Raw genomic sequence first — 18097 nt, 5'->3', positions numbered from 1 at the left:
AAAAAATGCGCCAAAAGGCGCATTTTTTTGCTTCGAAGCAAGGCTAAAATTAACCTTGTTTACGAGCTGGTAACTTTTCACGAATACGTGCAGCTTTACCAGAAAGTTCACGTAGGTAATAAAGTTTAGCACGACGAACGTCACCACGACGTTTAACTTCGATTTTAGCTACGATTGGTGAATGAGTTTGGAAAACACGCTCAACACCAACACCGCTAGAAATTTTACGTACTGTGAATGCAGAGTTCAAACCACGGTTTTTCTTAGCGATTACAACGCCTTCGAACGCTTGTAGACGTTCACGGTCGCCTTCTTTTACTTTTACTTGGACAACTACTGTGTCACCTGGTGCAAAAGCTGGGATGTCTTGTTTAAGCTGAGCATTTTCTACAGCTTGTACTAAAGGATGCTTACCGCTCATGGGGTATCTCCAATATGTGTGGGTCAGAAGAGGTCTGATATCCACTGGGGCTAGAGGCTAAGGCGCATAGACCCGATTGACTTTCCCTTCATGCTTGACCGCTTCAATGCATAAAGAGCCTATTTAATACTTCAAGCAATATGCTTGAGGTCATATTTGCTTAAATAAATCTAAAAGATTTATTTTTGCGAATCTTTGAGCCATTTCTTTTGCTGCTTAGTCAACTCAACTTTTTCAACCAATTCAGGTCGACGTTCAAGCGTGCGTTGATAGCGCTGCAAAAAACGCCATTTTTCAATATTTGCATGATGACCTGATTTTAGTACCTCAGGCACATCCAAACCTTCAAAATGATCTGGCTTTGTATATTGCGGACAGTCGAGTAAACCATCCACAAATGAGTCTTGAACGTGTGATTGTTCATCAGACATTGCACCCGGAAGTCTCCGAATAATACTGTCCAATAAAACCATCGCAGGCAGTTCTCCCCCAGATAAAACGTAATCCCCTATGGACCATTCCTGATCAACATATTTTTGGATCAAACGCTCATCAACACCTTCATAACGACCACACAATACAATTAATCCGTCATATTGCACGAAATCTTGTACTGAAGGTTCGTTTAAGGTTTTACCTTGTGGCGACATATACACCACAGGTACATGAACAGCACCTGCTCGCGTTGCAAGCTCTTTGGCACGATGAATTGCTTTTGCCAATGGCTCAGCCATCATCACCATACCAGGACCACCACCAAATGGACGCTCATCCACTCGTTTGTAGTTCCCTGTTGCAAAATCACGAGGATTAATACAATGAATTTGCATTAAATCGCGTTTCGCTGCGCGACCGCTAATACCAAAACTTGTAATCGCTTCAAACATTTCAGGAAAAAGCGTAATGACTGCAAAAAACATCGCAGACTCCCGTATTTCCGAAAATATTAGTAATCTACGCCCCAATTGACATAGATACGACCAGTTTCGAGATCAACGCGTTGCACCACATCTTTATGCCATGGAATCATTCGCTCTTCGCCATCGACACTGTCAGCAGTTGCGCGAACTACCATCACATCGTTAGCACCTGTTTCAAACAATTCGTGGATTTGACCAAGATTGACTTCTTGCTCTTCATCATCCAGACCTAACACTGTTAGCCCCTTTAGATCAGACCAATAATACTCGTCCACGCCTGGTTGAGGTAGTTGCGATTTAGAAATCCAGATATTTGCGCCAACTAAATTGTCTGCTGCAGTACGATCACTCACACCTTTCAGCGAAACAACTAAGCCTTTACCATGTGGCTTCCAACGTTTCACATCTACAATTTGCCAACCTGCTTTGGTCTCGATGTACCAAGGCAGATAGTCAAATATGTTGCTCATAGGTTCTGTATTTGAATAGACCCAGAGCCACCCATTTAATCCATAAGCTGAACGTAGCTGTCCAATCTGAATACGATCTTCGGGAACATTCTGTGTTGGTGTCATGGGCTAGCTTCTACCGTATTAAACAGCAGCTGCAGCTTTTTTAGCTTGAGCAGCTAATGAAGCAACACGTTCAGAAGGTTGAGCACCTTGAGCAACCCAGTGAGCGAAACGATCAGCATCTAAACGAAGTTTTTCTGCTTTACCTTGAGCTGTAGGGTTGAAGAAACCGATACGTTCGATGAAACGACCGTCACGTGCATTACGGCTATCAGTCACGATGATTTGATAGAACGGACGTTTTTTAGCACCACCGCGTGCAAGACGAATAACAACCATGATAGAACCTTATAGTTTTTACGGATTATCCCTGCACCGACCATCGATACATTTCAAACCCCTTTCATAGAGGGCAGTATTTTACGTGAACTTTGATCCGATTGAAAGCTCAAAAATTATTTATCCACATTTTTGAATTTAAATTTATTTTCCATCCCAGTTTGTACTTGAAGAAGGCGTACAAGAAGCTGCTTTAACCCAACATTTTTCATTGGCTTCATTTATGACAAAGTGACCATCTGTTTGCATCAATTTTCCACTCACAGGCACTGCACTCAACACCCAACTGTTGTTGGTTACATCTGATATACCAACCGTATAGACAGGATCATAATGCGGAACTTCAACTCGATTTTGCGCATTGGTCTGAAATCCCAATTCAGCCAACGTGACTGCTTTGCCATCCGGTTTAATATAACTGTAATTCGCAACCTGATAGTGCTGAAGTCGAGCTGCAATATCTGCCAATGTGGTTTTTACTTCGACACGTTTAGTTTTACGAACATATTCTTGGTAGGATGGATAGGCAATCATGGCTAAAATTCCAATGATGACCACTGCAATCATAATCTCTACTAAAGTAAATCCTGAATTACCATTGTTTTGCATTTGCACCACATCCTGTATATGCATTGACTTCTTTTAAGTCATTTTCCACCAAATATTCTGTTTTACAACGAATACCCTGACTCGTCGCCAAAAACGCATCATAGCCTGTCTGCGTTGGTACAGCTCGAATCCCCCATGCCCGTCCCAAGCCCTGATCTGAACTTAATAAGGTTTTAGGTGTTTTTTCACTGATATCGGCAATACTAATCACATATTTTGGTTTCTTCGCATCAGGCAGGGAAATACTCGTCATTGAAGTATCTTGATCGTAGATATACTTCGCATCAAAACCTCGATAGGAAAAACTGCGACTTTTATAGCGTTCAAGTTGTTCAATAATTTTGGATACTTCTTGCTGAGCATGTGCAGCAGCATTACGTTTTAAATAACTTTGGTAAGATGGCACTGCGATTGTCATCAATATGGCAATCATCACCACAACAACCATCAACTCAATCAGCGTAAAACCTTTTTGATTCATGGTAACCACCTACTGACGCTCAAACCAGTTATAAGCTTTCAGCACTTTGGTTGTGATGTAGTTGGTATAACCACCGCCCAGCAAAGTCGTTTTCTTTTTACCATTTTGGACAATAGGTACGCTGTTTAGCTTACTAATCCCATCAGACTTAGTCTCTGAGATTTCTGCCACAATTTTATTTTGAAGATTAGACGTTGATCCAGCATCTCCACAAACACCATACGGCAAGCAAAGCTTTAAGGTACGACTTGCTCCTTTAATGCCCCCAGTACATTGGTTCGGTTGTTGTGACGACGCATCATTTGGATTGTATAAAGACACATATAAATCTGAATGACTTGGACTATTTGCGATCGCAATATAACCATTTAATGCTTTAACTGTACCAGTATTCGCTGTTTCGTTTTTAGACGTTGTTCGTTGCAGCACATAGAACCAACCACGCTTATTACGGTTCATCAGATGTGGCACTGTTGTACCTGATAAATTAGACCATGCAGTTAAATGAGCTTCGGTAAGGTTTTGTGTTTTAGCAAAATTTGCTTGAAATAAATTCGGTTGTGCCAAGTCATAATCATGTAACACATAGACTCGATTGTCATAAATATTGCTGGTATTTAAAGGAAAGCTGCGATTTCCCGATGCAACACTCACCGCACCAAATCGCTCACCATTCAGATCATGGATGGTCAAAGCAGGCATTTCATAAAAACGTTGGTGATACGCACTAAAATCAGCAAGACGTGTCACTCTTCCAAACGCGGTTGTATTCGTTCCAAGACGATTATTGAGATCGACGCGCCACACTTGCCCACCTAAATCACCAAAATATAGGTGATCGATTAAACCATCCGTATTGCGGTCAAATGCTTTTATTTGACTGACCACACTATATTTCATCTCAGCATGCTTAACATCAACACTGGTTTGATTCGATTGGTTGCCATAGCGTGCATTCCACAATAATTCGCCCGTTTCAGCATCAAAAATATAGACGCCCGCCCCTTGATTAGCTCGTTGACCAGTTAATGCAGATTGAGGCTGATAACCATCCGTTTCATAGGCCATATCATAGCCACCACCCACAATCATGACCGTTTTAACTTTGCCGTCAAAACGAATTTTAGCAATGGTAGGTTTAGACCAACTATATCCCATAGCTTTTAAGGCATCTGATTGATTTGTGCCGCTCACTGATGTTGATTTACTCTTTATCGTTCCAGAACTTGGATCAACATGGAAAAGTAATTCAGGTTGGTTCGGATTTTTCATATCCAAGGCATAATAACTACGCCCACCCATGCGCATACCACCATAAATGTTGGCTTTCGCAGCAATAAACTTATTGTTGTTCTGATCAATCTTATATTGAACATCTGAAGTCCATGATCCATCCATGCCATAAATAGGATGCGCAGATGACAATAGTGTATTGGACTGTTCAAGTAACGCGTCTCGTCGACTTGGATCTTGAACCATTTCATGAGGTAAGAAACTAAATGCCTCTTCACCAGTTTCTTGATCCACAACATGCAATAATCCTTGCATCGTCCCAAATACCACGTAATCTTTTCGATGAGTCGCATTACGGGTATTCGCTAATATAGTACCAGACCCCGCGTTATATTTTGCTTCGAGCGTCACCAACAATGGTTCCGAGTGAACAACGCCTCCCATTTGCTGCATCACCTTAAGATCTTTAACCTTATTTAGATCATTCCAAATGTATCCAGCAGGTAAGCTACTTAAGTAGTTTTTATCAAGTCGATAACCCAAAGCCGACAGTAAATAGGGTTGATATACATTTTGTCGCCACCCCGACTTTGTTGAATCAATATAGGTCGCGGCCAGCACATTCTGTGTCGTTAATTTCGTCAGTTGTCCATTCTCAGAACCTACCAATCGTTTTGCTTGATCACCCGTTGTGGCAATCGTCGCATTGGTGAATAACGGACGCGTTTTTATTTTGTCTGCAGCAGTAACACCTGCTAGCGGTGAAGGTGTGACAATCCGAGAGAACACGCCCCCTTGAATTGCACTCAAACCATCATCTATTCCAGTATTGTTCCAAAAATCCTGCGTATTGGTTCGTATTGCACCTGATCGATCAAGTACCTCTTTCCCCGCACGATCAATCATCACAGCTTGAGCGTTAATACTGTATTTCTTTAAGTTCCCTAACCATAATTGATGTGTGGAAGCCAATACCGAATTTGCTGTGCTCACCTGTGGTTGAAACTGCGGTGCGAACACATAAGGATATGCTGAACTTGTTGATAAACGGTCAAATGGCACCACATAAGTACCAAAACTAGCAGCCTCAAAGTTACCGTGAGAGACCGCAACCAAGAAGGTATTTAATGCATTCTGAATATCTTCACCAGAAGTCGCTTGGGTATACCCCCCAATTTCTTGGCGAGTCCCGTAGGTATCCCCTTTACCAATCACATTCCCCAACTGTTTTAATGCTTGAGCATTCATACTATTGGAAATGTCATTTCCAGAACCTGTATAGCTACTATCAAAAGTACAATGATCGTATAGCCCGTCATTGTCATAATCACGACAGGTTTCTCGTGGATGCTTTTGGAATAAGGGACCAAAACCTACAGTAGATGTATAAACACGCTTCTGATTCGCATCGCTGGTCATCTGTGTTTGATTTGCCAAACGCTGAACCATCTTACCTACGCAAGCCCATGAACTACGGTTTTGCCAGGTGGTTTGATTGGCTGACACAGCATTACCAATATCATCTTCATAAAAACGATATGGCTGCGTCGCCATTTCCTTAAACTCGCCATTGAAGGTCGCGGCACCACTGGCACCTTTGGCATTACCGTAATTGTAATAGACATCTTTTAAGGGCGAGCCTTCACAAGTAAAGCTGTCATCTGCCAACGCATTTTGCATGACAGGGAGTACCGTCTTTGGTCTCAAACCAACTGGCGCCCCATCTGTTAAGAAAAAAACACCTTGCGTACTACATTGGGCATCACTGTTATTCAACTTGTTGAGTGGCGCTCTATAACTACCATCCGCTTTGCGAATGTCCGCTGGCGCAAATGATGCTCCAGATAAACCACGGCTATAATTAGAATATTTAGATGAAGGAAGTAAATCGATGCCTTTTAGGTTAGCCCCAAAGGTACGATTTCCTAGTAAATACGCATAAGTTTCTGAGAGTAATAGTGGTGTGGGCGTACTACCTACGGCTCCAATACTATTAATTTTATTGATTAAATCCGTACGGTGAGCAGGTGTAAGTTGTTTTGCTTCTAGTAAGATTTTAGATGAACGAGCATTTTCACCATAGCTTAACCAATCTTCTGTTGTCCCTATTTCACCCGTTGACGTAAACACCGACACCCCAATATAAACATTATCTGGAATACGATAATTTCCTGATAAGTCCTTTGCATTTAAGGCATCTACCAATGAGTTTTTTAAGGCATTTAAACGGCTAACACTTTGACCTTTATAAGTTGCATCTACTGCACTCATACTCATCGAGTTATCAATCGCCAACATGATAATCGGATTATTTTTTGCTACAGGATTTTGATAAATTTGTAGATCACTGGCGTTCATTTGCATTGGGATCGCACCCAATGCCATCACGACTGCAATACTTTGCGCAATCATCTTTTTTGTAAAATGATTCTTTATCTTTTTATTCACAACACATCCCCATTAAGATTCAGCGCGCTGATAAGCATCAAAAATGTAACTTTGAATTTGGGTGTTATACGGCACACCAATATCCTTTAAACAAGATGAAATGGTTTGTGCATTACCCACCAATGGTGCTGTATGTGGTCGGCGCAAACAAAGATGGATTTCATCCGTTAAATCTGTCGAAGACAATGCGGGTAAGAGCGATGTTGAATAGACTGTTATTTTTTTAGTATCAGAAGGTTGTCCTATACTTTCAGTGTCAGTTCCAACGTTTGCGTTTGAAAGTGGGATATCATGATCACTGTCTGATGGAGGGCTTACGATTACAGACACCTGAGTTAATTGCGCCTTACGAGCACTGGCATAATCCCCATCGTTTGATAAGGAACAAAACCCAGAAACACCATCGACTGAGACATCACTCATTGCTTCATTCCAACGCAATACACTACTGTTGGAAACATTAAACATCGCACTATTGGATTGGTTTCTAAAACAGAATACGACTTCGTCACCTTCATTCTGAATCGAGTAACCAATTAAGCTCAGAGGGTTACCACTGGAGGCAGCATAGCCGCCATGCCCCAATCGATAAAAAACAGTATCGGAAGATTGCATTAACAATTGTTGCGCTTGGCTGTTGGTGGTGATATTCAAACTCACCATACTTTGTCGAATCGCCCAAGTACCAATAATGGTGAGCAGAACTAACATAACCAGTACCACAATCAGCGTTGCACCACGTTGATGTTGAATCATAAGCCCTCCGCTGAATCCATCACACTCATACCATTTCGAATCGCGATCGTTTGTGTAATGACTTGTCGAATAAATTTAGTCGCGACGGTTTTTTGTGCTTTTTTTAATTTTACTTTTTGATCAAGAACTTCAAATTCTTGATGAGGAGAAATTGCTTGATTTTGACCTACATTCTCAGATGACCTTACTAATAAACCGACCTGTATTGAATTGATGCGTGGACGTGGATAAACATTGAGCTTTTTATAATCTTCAATACTTATATATCTTTGCTGTGCCGTATTATCCTCATTAGAAATCCCCAACAGATAGTGAAAGTGATCAACACGATGCATCAAAATTTCACCATTCGTTGTTCCAAAGACAGTCTGTTTATTATTAAAATTTTTTAAAATTTGAGTGCTGTTACGCGTGTACCACCCTGCTTCACAGGCCAAGACCAATGCATCGTGTGGTTCTTTTTGAATATTTGCATTTGCATCTTTACGTAGAAAAAAACGTTGAACAATATATCGTCCAGCATCGTAATTATTACCTTCACAATCCACACCTTGTGTATCAGCATAAAACTGCATGACCAATTGGTCGCTCATTCCCGCTTGAGCAGGTTGTGAAGATTCAGCTGAAACCAACTCTATATTACTCGGCATACCAGATTGCGATACAGGCACAACCTCCGTATTTGGAATATTTCGTGAAATATTGACGGGAATATTGGTCGCATTAAATGCCAAATCACCAGATGTAGGCACCACTGGAGACTGAGCTGAAGTGATAACAATGCCACCATGCGTCAAACGATCATTAATGATATTTACTTGACCATAATTTGCTTTACGAATTTCATAAGTAAGAAAGCGCAGACCAAAGTTGCCGTTATCTTGAACCTCCGACATCCCTTTCTGCATCGTGAATCCCATCTGCCCTGTAAAAAACAGATGTACCGCAGCAGCGGTAATCAATAATCCAAGCACCAAAGCGATCATAAGCTCGACTAGTGTCAAACCTTTTTGTGTATACCTAAGATGCTGCATCAATAAAGCTCCATAACGATGCATTGCGCTTTTGGTAAATAACTTCCACCATGGGTACATGCATCTTTTGCAGAAGCATCATCGATAGGTTTTGTTTTTCCCCAGGCTACGTAAATGCATCGGCGAGATTGCAAATTATTACTGACTTGGCAATTCGGCATTTTGATACTCATACCAAGACCATTGGCATTTTTTATTATCTGGGCAGCATCATAATGGGCAAAATCGGCTGCTTGAACACATGGATTCGTCGTTCCTTTTTGCACACATGATTTGGCTGTAGTTGTTTGTGTTTCTGCATTTATTCTAGCTTGATACTGAGTATAAGCATTTGAGTTCGCACGTATCTTCTCAGATAAGTCACGCGCTAAATTCATGGCTTGTAATTTAGACATTGCTTCATGTGAAGCATCAATTGCGCGCATTTGTAAAAATGAAAACCCCAATACCCCAATGGCCAAAACCAATAAGGCAACTAGAATTTCGATCATTCCTACCCCCTGTTGCGCAGCACGCATTAGCATGTCCCCTCTGCTTTTAAATATTGTGTTCCCATTCTTGTTATTGCTATCGTTTTAGAAACACCTAACACCTTATTACAAATAGAAAAATTTATGTCAGATGTAAAGTCAGAAATTCCCCCATCCATCCAGAATGTGACTTTTTCTTGTGATGAAGTCAATTTATTTTGCGCTTTGGGTGTCCAATGAAAGATTGTACTGCTATCTGATTGATTCGACTTAAGATCTACAGTCACATCTTTTCTTAACAATGTTGCTTGATTACGCGCCATCATCAGCACGCTTGATAATTCACGCACATCTGAATTTAGGCGATATTGCGCAACAAGATTTTTAAAAGATGGAATAGCCATGGTTGCTGTGATTGATAGCACAATTGTGGTAATCAACAGCTCAATAATGGTAAAGCCCCGTTGTAAGTCTTTCATATTCAAACTTTTGTATTTATTTATTAATGTTACAAAAGTAATATTTTATAATTATAAAACCAACACAGTTATGACAAATGGTATTAAAATGAGGATAAGATCACGCTTTTGCAATCTGTTCACTTATCCTGCTATGTCATTGATAATTCATTATTAAGCTTGAGTAACTTGAATTCTCAATTCTTTAGGCAAGCTAAAGGTTATGTTCTCTTCTCGCCCATTTAATTCCTGTGGTGACGTAGCGCCCCAATCTTGTAGACGCTGAATCACTTGTTTAATCAAAATTTCAGGTGCTGAAGCACCTGCGGTAACACCAATTTTAGTGGTTTCAGCAAACCATTCCTTTTTCAGCTCATCCGCATTATCTACGAGATAAGCATGCTTACCCATTCGCTCTGCCAATTCACGAAGACGATTAGAGTTCGAAGAGTTTGGAGAACCAACCACTAAAACGACATCACATTGAGTCGCTAAATCACGGACCGCATCTTGACGGTTTTGAGTTGCATAGCAGATATCATCTTTACGCGGCCCTTGGATCGCTGGGAATTTAGCACGCAATGCATCAATGACCTTTGCAGTATCATCAATTGAAAGTGTCGTTTGAGTGACAAATGCTAACTTATTAGGATTATTCACCTGTAAAGCAGCAACATCATCTTCATCTTCAACCAGATAAATTGCACCACCATTTTTTAGATCATATTGACCCATGGTGCCTTCAACTTCTGGATGCCCTTCATGACCAATCAGAATAGCTTCAATCCCTTCACGCGCATATTTTGTAACTTCGATATGCACTTTTGTCACGAGAGGACATGTGGCATCAAATACTTTTAATCCACGGCGCTCAGCTTCTTGTTGTACAGCTTTTGATACACCATGTGCACTAAAAATCACAATATTGTCATCAGGAACTTCATCTAATTCATCTACAAAAATTGCACCACGTTGGCGTAAATCGTCCACAACAAATTTGTTATGTACCACTTCATGACGAACGTAAATGGGAGGATTAAAGCTTTCAAGTGCACGATTAACGATCGCAATAGCGCGGTCTACACCAGCACAGAAACCACGTGGATTAGCTAAAACAATTTCCATAAGACCCTCAAACGATCGCTAAAATTTGGTCAATGAATCAGAATATTTTTTAAAACAAATGCGAATTGCTATTTAGTTTAAAAGCACTCTGCTCTAAAATAGAGAAGATATTTTATCATATCAGGAAAAATATCATGTCGGGTCTCTTGTTTGTCGTTTCAGCTGCTTCTGGAACTGGCAAAACATCATTAGTTAAAGCCCTACTTGAGCGCGTAAGCAATTTACACGTTTCTGTTTCACACACTACTCGAGGTCAACGTCCTGGTGAATTAGATGGTGTGCATTATCACTTTACCAGCAAAGAATCTTTCATTGAGCAAGTGAATCAAGGTGGTTTCATCGAATACGCAGAAGTTTTCGGTAACTACTACGGCACTTCACAAGCGACTGTAAAAGAACAACTTGCAAAAGGTCATGATGTTTTACTTGAAATTGATTGGCAAGGTGCAGAACAGGTTCGCAAACTTTTTCCTGAATCAAAACAAATTTTCATTCTTCCACCTACTCAATTTGATCTTCGCCAACGCCTATCAAACCGCGGTACAGATTCTGTTGAAGTGATTGAACATCGCTTAAGTTGTGCGGTAGAAGATATGCAACAGTACGTAAACTTCGATTACATCATCTTGAATGATGATTTTAATAAAGCTTTACATGATCTTGAGTCTGTTATTAATGCGAACCGTCTTTCATTATCACAACAGGCTCACCGACATAAAGATTTAATTCAAAAATTAATCACACCGAATTCGTGATTAAACTTGAGTCTATAGACAAAGCATTTTATACTGCGCAGTCTGTTAAAAAATTTCATACATACGAGAACTCTTATGGCACGCGTAACCGTTGAAGATTGTTTAGACCATGTAGACAACCGCTTTGAGCTTGTACTAGTGGCAAGCAAACGCGCGCGTCAACTTGCTCGTCAAGGTATCGAGCCAACTGTAGAATGGGACAATGACAAACCAACAGTGGTTGCTTTACGTGAAATCGCTGAAGGTCATGTCACTAAAGATATCTTGAAACAACGTGAGCAAGATTATCAAACGTCTAGCTTAGATTTAGCACTTTCTGCAAATAACTTAAACTTAGATGGTTTTTCTTTCCAATAAGCTTTAAGACCTGCATTTAAAAGAGCCTAGTCCAGTGACTAGGCTTTTTTATTGAATTTTTTTAGAGAATGATTCGACAAAATTGAAAAAATTTGTTAAAAAAATTAGAGCTATTCTCTATTTAAAAATAGAGCATTGTAGCAATATGAATTTTTAGTAAAGTCTTTTACTTTTTACTCTCTTCCACGGATTCAAAGGTGTAGTATGCCAGGCCCATTGGTCAGCCAAGCTAAGCAACAGCTAAAAGTCATCATCGACGCGTATTTATCTGAAAAGGACGTCGACAGAGTGCTTGTGGCCTGCGATTATGCTGACATGGCACATGATGGTATTACACGCAAAAGCGGTGAACCCTATATTCTGCATCCGATAGCCGTAAGTTGTATTCTGGCGCATATGCGCCTAGACCCAGAAACGTTGATGGCAGCACTACTGCACGATGTCATTGAAGATACCGACTTTAGCAAAGAAGACATTACTGAAAAATTTGGCAAAACAGTGGCTGAGCTGGTCGATGGTGTTACGAAATTAAGCCACTCTAGTGACAAAGAATATAATAAAGCAGCCTCATTCCGAAAAATCCTACAAGCCACATTGCAAGATCCTCGTGTGATCATCATTAAACTTTCAGACCGTTACCACAATATGACGACTTTGGAAGCTTTAAGACCGGATAAACGTGCCCGTATTGCGCAAGAAACTTTTGATATATTCGTGCCAATGGCGCGTTTGGTCGGCATGAATGAAATGGCTGACAACCTTGAACACCTCTGCTATCAAAATCTTGATTTAGATATGTTCAATGATGTTCAAGATGCTTTGGCGCAAACCAAACCTCAACGCTGTAAATACCAAGCCATTTGGGAAAAGCATTTGAGTGACCTCTTGGAAAACTCCAATATTCCTGGGCGGATTAAAAAGAAAAACAATAACATTGAATTGCTACGCCACTTTGTTAAAAACGAAATTAACCTTCAAGAACTCACACATAGTCATGCGTTTGAAATCGTTCTCCAGACCATTGCCGATTGCGATCGTTTAGTTGAGTTGTTAAAAGATAACTTCCAAGTTTTAAATTACCAAGATCATATCCGCCGCCCTCTTCCAGGTGGCAATCAATCCTTAATGCTGCGTTTGAAAGGCGAGAAAACAACGCTTTCGCTCACCATACAAACTGAACTTATGCGTAAGGCTGCGCGATTTGGGGTGGTATTAGGTGAAAATGCTCCTCAAACATGCCGATCTGCCATTCAAGCATCTATGCAGAATTTGCATACCTTAGTCGGTGGCGACTGTGCAAAGACCACGTTTAATGATCTATTAGATTATCTACATCAAGAAAAAATATGGGTCTATACTCCTCAAGGTCACTTACATGAGTTACCACAAGGAGCGACAGCAGTAGATTTCGCTTATTCTGCAAGCTTGTTCTTAGGTAACCATGCAGTCGGCTGTAAAATTGATGGTGAAATCAAACCGCTTTCTACACCACTCTCAAGTGGTCAAGTCATTGAGGTGATTACAGATGTTCTCGCTTCACCCAACCCGGATTGGCTGAGCTTTATCAACACTCAAAAAGCCAGACGCTCTATTCAAAATATTTTGCGAGACCAAGATATTGATGAACAGCGCCTTGTCGGTCAACAAGCTTTAAATCGTGCATTAAAGTTATTTAATACGTCTATTCATGATCTAACCGATCAAAATTGGACTGAACTATTACAATGGCGCCATATTCCAACCAAGAATCAACTTTTTGAACAAATTGCTGTAGGTGATTTGCTCCCACAACTTGTGGCGAACCATCTCTTTGCTCAAGATCATCATCAAGATCAAGCATCCAGTCGCCTGATCTTAGGTACTGATGGTGTAGATGTTAAATATGCCCATTGTTGTAATGCAGTGTTAGGCGATCCTATACAGGGGCATTTATCTCGCCGTGGTCTTATTGTTCACCGTGCTCGCTGTAAGAACCTTCTACACGAACAACAGTTACATCCTGAAAATATTATGCCGTTGCACTGGAAAGATGAAGGTGAATCAGAAATCAACTTCAATGCTTACTTGTGTATCGATCTATTATTAAGTGATGAGCAAATTTCAGAACTGATTTATATCTGCCGTAAATCAAAAATAGGAATCGAGTCCGTTCGAAAATACGATTCAAAAACCTATCTGAGTATTGTTGTTCATAGTCGTCAGCAAATTGCGCAAATCATTCGTGAACTCCGCATGCAATTTGGTTTTCCGCGTATTTCACGCATGTCAGCTCCTCTTGCGGTTGAAGAAGTCTCACAAGCCTGCTAAACAAATACAGATTAGAGCTTTCACCTATAGTGTTCATCCTTTATGATGAAGCTAGATTTGAATAATGGAGAAATAGATGTCCCGCCAAGTCATTCATACTGAAAATGCACCTGCTGCAATTGGTACTTACTCTCAAGCCATTCTTGTCGGCGATACACTTTATCTTTCAGGACAAATTGGATTAGATCCATATAGCATGGAATTGGTTGAGGGCATTGAAGCTCAAATTCGTCGTGTATTTGATAATCTAAAAGCAGTTTGTGAAGCTGCTGGTGGTTCTTTAGCTGATATTGCTAAACTGAATATCTTCCTCACTGATTTATCTCACTTTCAACTGGTAAACCAAATTATGGGGGAATATTTCGCTCAGCCTTACCCTGCACGAGCGGCATTAGGCGTTGCAAGTTTACCTAAAGGCGCACTGGTTGAAATGGATGGTGTTGTAATTATTTCTAAATAATTTCAATATCTTAAAAAATACCACCTATAAGGTGGTATTTTTTTATCTGGAAAAACGATGAATTAAACAGCATTTTTAAATGAATTTCATTGACAAACGATAATAATTATCAATAATATCAACTATCGCATTTATCCTTGTGGTTGAGCAGAAATGTACGTTTGTTTATGTCGTGGAATTACAGATCAAGATATTAAAGATGCTATGGCAAATGGCGCTGAATCTTATCGTGAAATTCGTGACTTGCTTGACCTAGGCACTTGTTGTGGACGTTGTGTTCCTGAAGCACGCAGTATTATTAATGAAGAACTTGCTGAAATAGCTGCCAGAATTTCAATCGCCGCTTAGTTCAGAATGTGCTAAAAAATAATAACAACTCATTCTATAACTATAATTCAGATTTCCAATTTCTCCCCCCGCTTTGACTCAGCGGGGTTATTTTTTGCAAAAGTGTATTTGATTGCGATTTTCATTTGCTGTTCAATAAATTACTCGTCAGGCTTTAGCAAGTTGGGTTAAGATAATCTCTATCGATAGCCTTCTATGATAGGCTGAATTTTGAGTTTGGAGCTAAGATCATGAAAGGCAACCGTGACGTTATTCATCAGTTAAATCAGGTGCTTTACCACCATCTTACAGCCATCAACCAATATTTCTTACATTCACGTATGTTTAATGATTGGGGCATCGAACAACTCGGTTCAGCGGAATATAAAGAATCTATCCGTCAAATGAAGCATGCAGATAAAATCATTGAGCGCATTTTATTTTTAGAAGGTCTTCCAAATCTGCAACATCTGGGTAAGCTCTATATTGGTCAACACACCATTGAAGTGCTGCAATGCGATGTTCGGAAAGTCAAAGAAAATATTGAAACGATTCAAACTGCTGTGAAATTAGCAGAAGAACAACTCGATTATGTTACACGTGATTTAGTACAAGAGATTTTAGAAAAAGAAGAAGAGTATTTAGATTGGGCGACCACTCAACTCGATCTTGTCGATCAAGTTGGTGTAGAGAATTATATTCAAAGCCAAATTTAATGATTGAAATAAAAAAAATCCCCTTTCGGGGATTTTTTTATTTCAATAAATCATCATACTCAATATGCTGCTTATGCAATGTTTCTAAAATCCATAATTGATGCTTAGCTTCTTGCTCCTTACCATTAAAAGCCAACACTTGTGCATACTTATGTAAATCATATTTTGATGCCAAGTTTGCAACCATTCGCTCTAGATCAGCAAGTTGTTGTTCTGTCATTTCAGTTTTAGGATCTAATCCGATCCACCACACACGCTCTTTAAATTGAGTAATCAACCAAATTTTCTTTTGCATGGTGTGTTGTTGATCTACTGTTAAAGCTTCAGTCTTTGATGCGAGTACACTTTGCTCTTTATATAAAAAATAATCTCGTGTCGTAACTAAAGCCCCAACAATCGTGATAAGACCAATCACTGCGAACACTCGACCATTCACTTTTAATGAAGGCAAATTTGTATATTCCGCCTGAATGATGCCCAGTAAAAAACCTGCTGGAAGTAGAAAATAAGCATAATGCAAAGGAAACTCTAACATGCCATGAGTGAGGATTGCACATACCATTAATGTTGCAATGATCGATATATTATCCTTCACCCCTTTATTGAGCCACAGTAGCCAAGCTGTAAAGTACAGAAGAATAAGCCCACCTAAAATCAAACCATTCCAGACCAACAGATCTAGAATCATGTTGTGTGCACTTTTATACCAAAGTGAAACTTGGAAGGTATCGGTAATATAGTATTGCGCTAAGCCTGTTTGATTCCATCCATACCCCCACCATGGTTGATGCAGAATTGCAGCTATCATTTGTTGCCACATATCTAGACGAATATCACCTGCACCTTTTGCCACTATTGCTGAGCCTTGAACAGCAGTTTGAGTATCTGTAACAGCAAAAAGCCATTGATTAAGAGATGCTAAATTGGATGAAAGTAATATAAATAAGCCAACCCATAATGCGAGATGGATATGAGAAAATCGATTCTGTTTTTTGACTTGCTTGATTAACCAATAGATCACAATAAAAGCGCAAACGATAATACTTGTTCGAGATTGTGCTAACACCACACCAAACAGTGTGATTAAAGACATTGGCACAAGAAAAAAACTAGAAATTATTTTCTTTTCAAATAGATAAATACTACTTAATAAACTTAGAATGAGTAATGTCGCTAAATTATTCGGCTGAGCTAAATTCGCATACGGGCGATTGCCTTTAAATGAATAAATAATACCTGAAAAGAAGGTATGCATATCCAACCACTGTAGCACAGCAAATATAGCTGAGATAACTCCGACTGAAACAAATGTTAAACAGGTAATTTTAAATACTTGTTCTCTCTTTTTCTGCTCGAGGCAAAGTTGATATCCAGCAATCACCATCAACATAAAGAACAGAATATACGCAAAACTAAATAAAGCATTGCTGAAATAGATGTTCTGTCCAAAAATAAATTGAATGAGTGGAATACTTAAAAATGGCAATAAATAAAGCTGTGGTTTTGCGATTTTTACTTTAGATTTTGCTAAACATAGTAATAAAAAAGAGGCTGCAATAAACGTCAGTACTTCTGAACCGAAGGTTGGCCAAGGAGAACGATGGTATGGTAATAACCAAGATAGAATTAGAAAAAGAAGAATAAAAAATATATAAAAATTCTTGCACATTACAAGATCTATAAAAATAAAAATAAATTCTATTATACTTATTTAATGAAAAGAAAGAGCAAGCTTAAAGCTTGCTCTTTTAAAAACTATTATTATGCACCTGCAGATGGATTAGTACCTGCTACACATGACTTAGGCGCTAAATTTTCAGCAACATCTGTTTCACATTTCCAAGCGCCGACAGACTCATCTGCATTATCATCAGGATTAGTTGCACCTGTTACAGCATCTGCATCAGATGTACGAGTCCAAGCGATGAATTTTCCATTAATACGCGAAGAACCTTGTAAGTTACAAACAATTGTTGATTCACCATTTGTAGCTACAGATACATCTATCTTAGAGCACGCTGCTGTTTCTTCAGGAAGGCCTACACCTGAAGCTGTAGTAATTGCAGCAGTAATACCCTCTGAAAGTTTTAACTCAGTGTTCGTCTTACCACCAGTGATATCAGCTAAACCAACTGAAACCTGTGATTTAGCAACGTAATTTTGATACGCAGGAATCGCAATCGCAGCAAGAATACCGATAATTGCAACAACGATCATTAACTCGATTAAAGTAAAACCTTTTTGAGCGTTCATAACATCTCTCCTAATTTTTTAAGTTCAAAGTTAACAACCTATCCCCAAAATAGATTTTGTTGTTGCTAACTAACTGATGCTATTTTCTGATAACGCTTCAAAGTTGCCAATAAATA

Annotated in this window: 20 protein-coding genes; 6 read left to right on the top strand and 14 right to left on the bottom strand. The window is 39.5% G+C overall.

Features of this window, described 5'->3' with window-relative positions; translation table 11 throughout:
* Nucleotides 1-49: 49 nt before the first annotated feature.
* The 12 genes from rplS to ispH form a co-directional block, all read right to left on the bottom strand.
* Nucleotides 50-421, bottom strand: a complete 372-nt coding sequence (rplS, locus tag AC1M9J_RS09070) for a 50S ribosomal protein L19 (RefSeq protein WP_004787066.1) — start codon at nucleotides 419-421, stop codon at nucleotides 50-52.
* 179 nt (nucleotides 422-600) lie between these two features.
* Nucleotides 601-1341 carry a tRNA (guanosine(37)-N1)-methyltransferase TrmD gene (trmD, locus tag AC1M9J_RS09065; RefSeq protein WP_481611637.1) on the bottom strand — a complete coding sequence of 247 codons (741 nt, stop codon included), beginning with the start codon at nucleotides 1339-1341 and terminating at the stop codon, nucleotides 601-603.
* Nucleotides 1342-1367: 26 nt separating this feature from the next.
* Nucleotides 1368-1916, bottom strand: a complete 549-nt coding sequence (gene rimM / locus AC1M9J_RS09060; protein WP_035264305.1) for a ribosome maturation factor RimM — start codon at nucleotides 1914-1916, stop codon at nucleotides 1368-1370.
* An 18-nt stretch (nucleotides 1917-1934) separates the two neighbouring features.
* Nucleotides 1935-2192 carry a 30S ribosomal protein S16 gene (rpsP, locus tag AC1M9J_RS09055; RefSeq protein WP_035264308.1) on the bottom strand — a complete coding sequence of 86 codons (258 nt, stop codon included), beginning with the start codon at nucleotides 2190-2192 and terminating at the stop codon, nucleotides 1935-1937.
* A 144-nt stretch (nucleotides 2193-2336) separates the two neighbouring features.
* Nucleotides 2337-2801 carry a type IV pilin protein gene (locus AC1M9J_RS09050; protein ID WP_481952176.1) on the bottom strand — a complete coding sequence of 155 codons (465 nt, stop codon included), beginning with the start codon at nucleotides 2799-2801 and terminating at the stop codon, nucleotides 2337-2339.
* Nucleotides 2785-3282, bottom strand: a complete 498-nt coding sequence (locus AC1M9J_RS09045; protein WP_481594822.1) for a type IV pilin protein — start codon at nucleotides 3280-3282, stop codon at nucleotides 2785-2787. Before AC1M9J_RS09045 ends, AC1M9J_RS09050 begins: the two co-directional genes overlap by 17 nt.
* A gap of 9 nt (nucleotides 3283-3291) precedes the next feature.
* Nucleotides 3292-6963: a PilC/PilY family type IV pilus protein gene (locus AC1M9J_RS09040; protein WP_481952175.1), complete on the bottom strand. Its 3672-nt coding sequence runs from the start codon at nucleotides 6961-6963 to the stop codon at nucleotides 3292-3294.
* Between the two features lie 12 nt (nucleotides 6964-6975).
* The gene (locus tag AC1M9J_RS09035) at nucleotides 6976-7719 is read right to left on the bottom strand and encodes a pilus assembly protein PilX (protein WP_481952174.1); all 744 of its coding nucleotides are present in this window, start codon (nucleotides 7717-7719) and stop codon (nucleotides 6976-6978) included.
* Nucleotides 7716-8753 (bottom strand): PilW family protein, encoded by a 1038-nt coding sequence (locus tag AC1M9J_RS09030; protein ID WP_481588610.1) that lies wholly within the window; start codon nucleotides 8751-8753, stop codon nucleotides 7716-7718. Before AC1M9J_RS09030 ends, AC1M9J_RS09035 begins: the two co-directional genes overlap by 4 nt.
* The gene (pilV, locus tag AC1M9J_RS09025) at nucleotides 8753-9271 is read right to left on the bottom strand and encodes a type IV pilus modification protein PilV (RefSeq protein ID WP_228143086.1); all 519 of its coding nucleotides are present in this window, start codon (nucleotides 9269-9271) and stop codon (nucleotides 8753-8755) included. Before pilV ends, AC1M9J_RS09030 begins: the two co-directional genes overlap by 1 nt.
* Nucleotides 9271-9702: a pilus assembly FimT family protein gene (locus AC1M9J_RS09020; RefSeq protein ID WP_481587375.1), complete on the bottom strand. Its 432-nt coding sequence runs from the start codon at nucleotides 9700-9702 to the stop codon at nucleotides 9271-9273. Before AC1M9J_RS09020 ends, pilV begins: the two co-directional genes overlap by 1 nt.
* Nucleotides 9703-9855: 153 nt before the next feature.
* On the bottom strand, nucleotides 9856-10806 hold the full coding sequence (gene ispH, locus AC1M9J_RS09015) for a 4-hydroxy-3-methylbut-2-enyl diphosphate reductase (protein WP_092766665.1): 951 nt from the start codon (nucleotides 10804-10806) through the stop codon (nucleotides 9856-9858).
* A gap of 134 nt (nucleotides 10807-10940) precedes the next feature.
* On the opposite strand from ispH, the gene gmk reads away from it, so the two are divergent.
* The 6 genes from gmk (at nucleotide 10941) to bfr (ending at nucleotide 15728) form a co-directional block, all read left to right on the top strand.
* The gene (gmk, locus tag AC1M9J_RS09010; RefSeq protein WP_035264330.1) at nucleotides 10941-11561 is read left to right on the top strand and encodes a guanylate kinase; all 621 of its coding nucleotides are present in this window, start codon (nucleotides 10941-10943) and stop codon (nucleotides 11559-11561) included.
* Nucleotides 11562-11636: 75 nt separating this feature from the next.
* Nucleotides 11637-11918: a DNA-directed RNA polymerase subunit omega gene (rpoZ, locus tag AC1M9J_RS09005; RefSeq protein ID WP_035264331.1), complete on the top strand. Its 282-nt coding sequence runs from the start codon at nucleotides 11637-11639 to the stop codon at nucleotides 11916-11918.
* Between the two features lie 204 nt (nucleotides 11919-12122).
* Nucleotides 12123-14225, top strand: a complete 2103-nt coding sequence (locus AC1M9J_RS09000; protein ID WP_481590097.1) for a RelA/SpoT family protein — start codon at nucleotides 12123-12125, stop codon at nucleotides 14223-14225.
* A gap of 76 nt (nucleotides 14226-14301) precedes the next feature.
* Nucleotides 14302-14685: a RidA family protein gene (locus AC1M9J_RS08995; RefSeq protein ID WP_035264336.1), complete on the top strand. Its 384-nt coding sequence runs from the start codon at nucleotides 14302-14304 to the stop codon at nucleotides 14683-14685.
* A gap of 153 nt (nucleotides 14686-14838) precedes the next feature.
* Nucleotides 14839-15033: a bacterioferritin-associated ferredoxin gene (locus tag AC1M9J_RS08990; protein ID WP_035264349.1), complete on the top strand. Its 195-nt coding sequence runs from the start codon at nucleotides 14839-14841 to the stop codon at nucleotides 15031-15033.
* Between the two features lie 230 nt (nucleotides 15034-15263).
* Nucleotides 15264-15728 (top strand): heteropolymeric bacterioferritin subunit Bfr, encoded by a 465-nt coding sequence (gene bfr, locus AC1M9J_RS08985; protein ID WP_035264352.1) that lies wholly within the window; start codon nucleotides 15264-15266, stop codon nucleotides 15726-15728.
* A 37-nt stretch (nucleotides 15729-15765) separates the two neighbouring features.
* Here the strand turns inward: bfr and AC1M9J_RS08980 are convergent, their stop codons facing one another.
* Together AC1M9J_RS08980 and AC1M9J_RS08975 are read right to left on the bottom strand one after the other, a co-directional pair.
* Complete coding sequence (locus tag AC1M9J_RS08980) at nucleotides 15766-17397, bottom strand: PglL family O-oligosaccharyltransferase (RefSeq protein ID WP_481952173.1); 1632 nt, start codon at nucleotides 17395-17397, stop codon at nucleotides 15766-15768.
* 92 nt (nucleotides 17398-17489) lie between these two features.
* Nucleotides 17490-17981 (bottom strand): pilin, encoded by a 492-nt coding sequence (locus AC1M9J_RS08975; RefSeq protein ID WP_481597513.1) that lies wholly within the window; start codon nucleotides 17979-17981, stop codon nucleotides 17490-17492.
* Between the last annotated feature and the right edge of the window lie 116 nt (nucleotides 17982-18097).

The organism is Acinetobacter sp. ANC_7588 (genome assembly GCF_056783995.1).
The sequence above is the reverse complement of the archived record's forward strand: the minus strand, read 5'-3'. Positions and strand labels throughout refer to the sequence as shown.